The sequence below is a fragment of the Streptomyces sp. NPDC002130 genome (assembly GCF_040296465.1).
Lineage (GTDB): Bacteria > Actinomycetota > Actinomycetes > Streptomycetales > Streptomycetaceae > Streptomyces.
Genome location: NZ_JBEOXI010000418.1, coordinates 1 through 4,409, shown reverse-complemented (window position 1 = coordinate 4,409; position 4,409 = coordinate 1). Strand labels below are relative to the sequence as shown.

Below are 4,409 nucleotides of genomic sequence, written 5' to 3'. Positions count from 1 at the left end.
GCAACGTCTTGACCGCTCGCACTCCACGCTGAGCGAAAACGTCCTCGAGTTGATCGAGGTCGAGCGAAGACGAACCCGGCCGCGGCGACGGTACGGCGGCCCGGCTGGAGCCGCACGAGATCGCACTGCTGGGGGAAGGCCCGCGGGCCGCCGTCACCGTCGCCGTGCTGGACCTGTATCTGCGGGGACTGGTGGAGGCCGACCTGCCCGGGACGATCCGGGCGGGTGTCGCGGACGTCGTGGAGGCGGGGCGGCCGCCCTCCCCCCTGGCGGCCGCGGTGCACGCCTGCCTGCGCGCGCCCGCGGCTCCCAAGGCCTTGGTGAAGGATCCGGACATCCGGCTCGCCGTGGCCGTCATGCGCATCCCGCTCGCGGAGGCGGGCCTGCTGCGCTGTCCCCTGCTCGGCCCCACTCGCGCTGCCCGCCGCCACATCCGGGACCTGCGGCTCGTTCACCCCCTGCTGGCGAGCCGGCACGGCCTGACCGACCGCGAACGGCTGCTGCTGGTCGCCCTGCACCGTGAGGCCGCCCTGCGGCTGCTGGCGCCGCGCTTCGCCCTGCGGGCGGGTCTGGTCCGCCGGGCCGAGGTGGGCGGCAAGAGCCTCCTCAAGAACTCACCGCGCGGCAGGGGTGGCGGGGGCGGGGGTTACCACTACTGCGGTGGAGGCGGGGGCGGCTGCGGAGGCGGCGGGAGCTGACCCCGGGCGGGAGTGAGCGGGCACTCGCGGAGACGCGGCACGGACATGCCCGAGGGGCGGTCCGTCCCACGGACGGGCCGCCCCTCTCCTCCCCTGTGCGTCAGACCTTCAGCGTCCTGATCGAGGTCGGCGCATGGCCGGGCTCGGTGGCGATCTCCTCGAACTCCACGACGTCGCCGATGTCGTTGGTCGTCGACATGGAGATGTTGGTGACGCGCTCCAGGATCGCCTCGACGACGACCGGGACCCGGTACTCCGCGGCCAGCTTCTTGGCCTGCTCGAACGCGTCGCCCAGCTCGGCGGGGTCGGTGACGCGGATCGCCTTGCAGCCGAGGCCCTCGGCGACCTTGACGTGGTCGACGCCGTAGACGCCGAGCTCGGGCGAGTTGAGGTTCTCGAACTCCAGGTTGACCTGGAAGTCGATCTCGAACGCCCGCTGCGCCTGACGGATCAGGCCCAGGTAGGAGTTGTTCACCAGGACGTGGACGTACGGGATCCTGTGCTGCGCGCCGACGGCCAGCTCCTCCAGCATGAACTGGAAGTCGTAGTCGCCGGAGAGGGCGACGACGGACGCCTCCGGGTCGGCCTTGGCCACGCCGAGCGCGGCCGGGATGGTCCAGCCGAGCGGGCCGGCCTGGCCGCAGTTGATCCAGTGGCGGGGCCGGTAGACGTGCAGCATCTGCGCACCGGCGATCTGCGAGAGGCCGATGGTGGAGACGTACCGGGTCTCCGGACCGAAGGCCTTGTTCATCTCCTCGTAGACGCGCTGCGGCTTGATCGGGATGTCGTCGAAGTGCGTACGGCGCTGGAGGGTCGCCTTGCGCGCCTGCGCTGTCTCGGCCCACGCGGAGCGGTCGGGCAGCGTGCCGGCCGCCTTCAGCTCGCGGGCGACGTCGACGAACAGCTCCAGGGCGGCCTTGGCGTCGGAGGCGATGCCGTAGTCCGGGGCGAAGATTCTGCCGATCTGGGTGGGCTCGATGTCGACGTGGACGAACTTTCGCCCGGCCGTGTAGACGTCGAGTTTGCCGGTGTGGCGGTTGGCCCAGCGGTTGCCGATGCCGAGGACGAAGTCGGACTCCAGGAAGGTGGCGTTGCCGTAGCGGTGCGAGGTCTGCAGACCGACCATGCCGGCGTTCAGCTCGTGGTCGTCGGGCAGGACGCCCCAGCCCATCAGGGTCGGGACGACCGGGGTGCCGGTCAGCTCGGCCAACTCGACGAGGAGTTCGGCGGCGTCGGCGTTGATGATGCCACCGCCCGCGACGATCAGCGGCCGCTCGGACGCGTTCAGCATCCCGATCGCCTTCTCGATCTGGGCGCGGGTCGCGGCGGGCTTGTAGACCGGGAGCGACTCGTAGGTCTCCGGGTCGAACTCGATCTCCGTCAGCTGGACGTCGATCGGCAGGTCGATGAGGACCGGGCCGGGGCGGCCGGAGCGCATCAGGTGGAAGGCCTGCTGGAAGACGCCCGGGACCTGCGCGGCCTCCAGCACGGTGACGGCCATCTTGGTGACCGGCTTGGCGATGGAGGCGATGTCGACGGCCTGGAAGTCCTCCTTGTGGATCACGGGGGTGGGGGCCTGGCCCGTGATGCACAGGATCGGGATGGAGTCGCCGGTCGCGGAGTACAGTCCCGTGATCATGTCGGTGCCGGCCGGGCCCGAAGTGCCGATGCAGACGCCGATGTTGCCCGGGTGGGTGCGGGTGTAGCCCTCGGCCATGTGCGAGGCGCCCTCGACGTGCCGGGCGAGGGTGTGGGCGATGCCGCCCGAGGCTTTGAGCGCCGCGTAGAACGGGTTGATCGCCGCGCCGGGGACACCGAACGCGTCGGCGACACCCTCACGCTTGAGGATCTCAACTGCCGCGCGGGCAGCGGTCATTCGAGCCATCGAGTACTCCTGCTTCGGCTGTCGGATTCGCACTCCCGTCGCGCCCCGCGGTGAGCTCTTCCGTATTGTGGAAAATGTTTTCTACGATCTGGAATGAATGTATGTGGGGCGGGCGAAGAGCGTCAAGAGACGGAAAGCGCCGGACAGGGCGGGGGCCCAGGGAGCACGATGGGCACGCTGTCCCGATACGACACGGTTCTGGAGTGGCCATGGCCGAGACCGTCGCGGTGCGCTGCCCGGCCTGCCGCCGCGAGCACCGCTACACCGCACCGGCGTACCCGTGCGCGTGCGGTGCGCCGGTCGCCCCGCGACTGGACCGGGACGGTACGGCGGCGCCCGTCTCGCACCGGGTCTGGCAGGACGACTGGGTGACGGTGCGGTGCGGCTCCTGCGGGCGACGCGGCGAGTGGCCGCGCCCGGAGGTGGGGTGTCCGTGCGGGGTGGTGCTGCGGGTGGCGGTGGTGGAGGACGGGCAGGGTGCTGCCGCTCGGGACGGCGCACCCGGTGCGGACGTCACGCCCCCGGAGGCGGCGACGGTCCGGCGCGCCGCCCCGGCCGCCCGGCCCCCCTTCCTCTCCGTCACGATCCGTACCGCGCGCGACGCCGTCACGGCCACCGCCCTGTACCTGCGCTGGCTCGGCTACCGGGGTGTGCGCAGGGCGGACCAGCGTCCGCCCTCCGGCATCGGCCTCGCCGCCCGCGGCGTCGTCGCGCAGGTGGACCCTGCCGTGCGCCCGGCGACCCTCAGGGACGTCGAATGTCTGTGGCTGACCGCCATGACGGAGTCCGCGGACTGCCTCTACTTCTCGCTCGCGGGGTACGCGGACGACGCCCGGGCCCGCGCCGACGCCCTGGGCGTCGCCTTGTTCGTCCTCGACCTCACCGGCACGCCGAGGCCGCTGAACGCCCCGGCCCACGCCCTGGCCACCACCGGCGCCGGTACCGGGAACCGGACCCCCTGACCACCCCCGCGCACCGCATACTCACCGCATGCGTATTCGCCCCGCCACGCCCTCCGAACTCCCCGCCCTCCAGGACGTCGAACGTGCCGCCGGCGCCCCCTTCCGCGACCTCGGCATGCCGGAGATCGCCGACGACGAGCCGCCCACGCTCGACGTCCTGGAGCACTACCGCAGGGCGGGCCGCTGCTGGATGGCGGCGGACGAGCGGGGCCGGCCGGCGGCCTACCTCCTCGCCGAACCCGTCGACGGTTCCCTGCACATCGAGCAGGTCTCGGTCCACCCACGCGCCGCGCGCCGGGGCGTGGGCCGCGCCCTGCTGGACCACGCCGCCGACCACGCCCGCGAGGAGGGCCTGACGGCCCTGACGCTGACCACCTTCACGGAGGTGCCGTGGAACGCCCCCTACTACGCCCGCCTCGGCTTCCGGCCGCTCCCCGAGGCGGACCTCACGCCCGGCCTGCGCGCGATCCGCGCGACGGAAGCCGAACTCGGCCTGGACCGCTGGCCACGGGTGTGCATGCGCAAGCCGCTGTGAGCGGAGCGGCCGGGCTCTGCCCTCAGCCGCCTGCGAACCTCTCCCGCAGCTCCACCTTGCGGACCTTCCCGGAGACCGTCATCGGGAAGGAGTCGAGGATCCGCATCCGGCTCGGGAGCTTGTAGTGCGCCAGCCGCCCCTCGCAGAAGGCACGGAGCTCCTCCAGTGTCGGCGGGTCGTCCGGGTCGCGCGCGATGACGCAGGCCAGGACCTCCTCGCCGTAGCGCTCGTCGGGGCCGTGGAGTGCGACCCGAGCCTACGGACGTACACGTACACCGGCCGTGACCGCCGACCCGTCGGAATCGTCGGGGACGGTACGTTCGTCACCG

5 protein-coding genes and 1 pseudogene are annotated in these 4,409 nt (G+C 72.3%); 4 read left to right on the top strand and 2 right to left on the bottom strand.

Annotation, left to right across the window (positions count from 1 at the left end; all coding sequences use genetic code 11):
• The first annotated feature begins 164 nt into the window (after positions 1-164).
• Positions 165-698, top strand: coding sequence for a TIGR04222 domain-containing membrane protein (locus tag ABT116_RS40030; protein WP_351644882.1), 534 nt, complete (start codon positions 165-167; stop codon positions 696-698).
• Between the two features lie 100 nt (positions 699-798).
• Here ABT116_RS40030 and gcl read toward each other — a convergent pair whose 3' ends face one another.
• Positions 799-2,583 (bottom strand): glyoxylate carboligase, encoded by a 1,785-nt coding sequence (gene gcl / locus ABT116_RS40025; protein WP_351644879.1) that lies wholly within the window; start codon positions 2,581-2,583, stop codon positions 799-801.
• 209 nt (positions 2,584-2,792) lie between these two features.
• On the opposite strand from gcl, the gene ABT116_RS40020 reads away from it, so the two are divergent.
• Both ABT116_RS40020 and ABT116_RS40015 read left to right on the top strand, forming a co-directional pair.
• Complete coding sequence (locus tag ABT116_RS40020; protein ID WP_351644876.1) at positions 2,793-3,545, top strand: hypothetical protein; 753 nt, start codon at positions 2,793-2,795, stop codon at positions 3,543-3,545.
• A gap of 28 nt (positions 3,546-3,573) precedes the next feature.
• Positions 3,574-4,080 (top strand): GNAT family N-acetyltransferase, encoded by a 507-nt coding sequence (locus ABT116_RS40015; protein ID WP_351644873.1) that lies wholly within the window; start codon positions 3,574-3,576, stop codon positions 4,078-4,080.
• A 22-nt stretch (positions 4,081-4,102) separates the two neighbouring features.
• Here the strand turns inward: ABT116_RS40015 and ABT116_RS40010 are convergent, their stop codons facing one another.
• A complete protein-coding gene (locus ABT116_RS40010; RefSeq protein ID WP_351644885.1) occupies positions 4,103-4,276 on the bottom strand; it encodes an AMP-binding enzyme in 174 nt (57 codons plus the stop codon).
• On the opposite strand from ABT116_RS40010, the pseudogene ABT116_RS40005 reads away from it, so the two are divergent.
• Positions 4,205-4,409 (top strand): annotated as a pseudogene (locus ABT116_RS40005) (hypothetical protein); the annotation flags it as partial. The gene ABT116_RS40010 and the pseudogene ABT116_RS40005 overlap by 72 nt on opposite strands.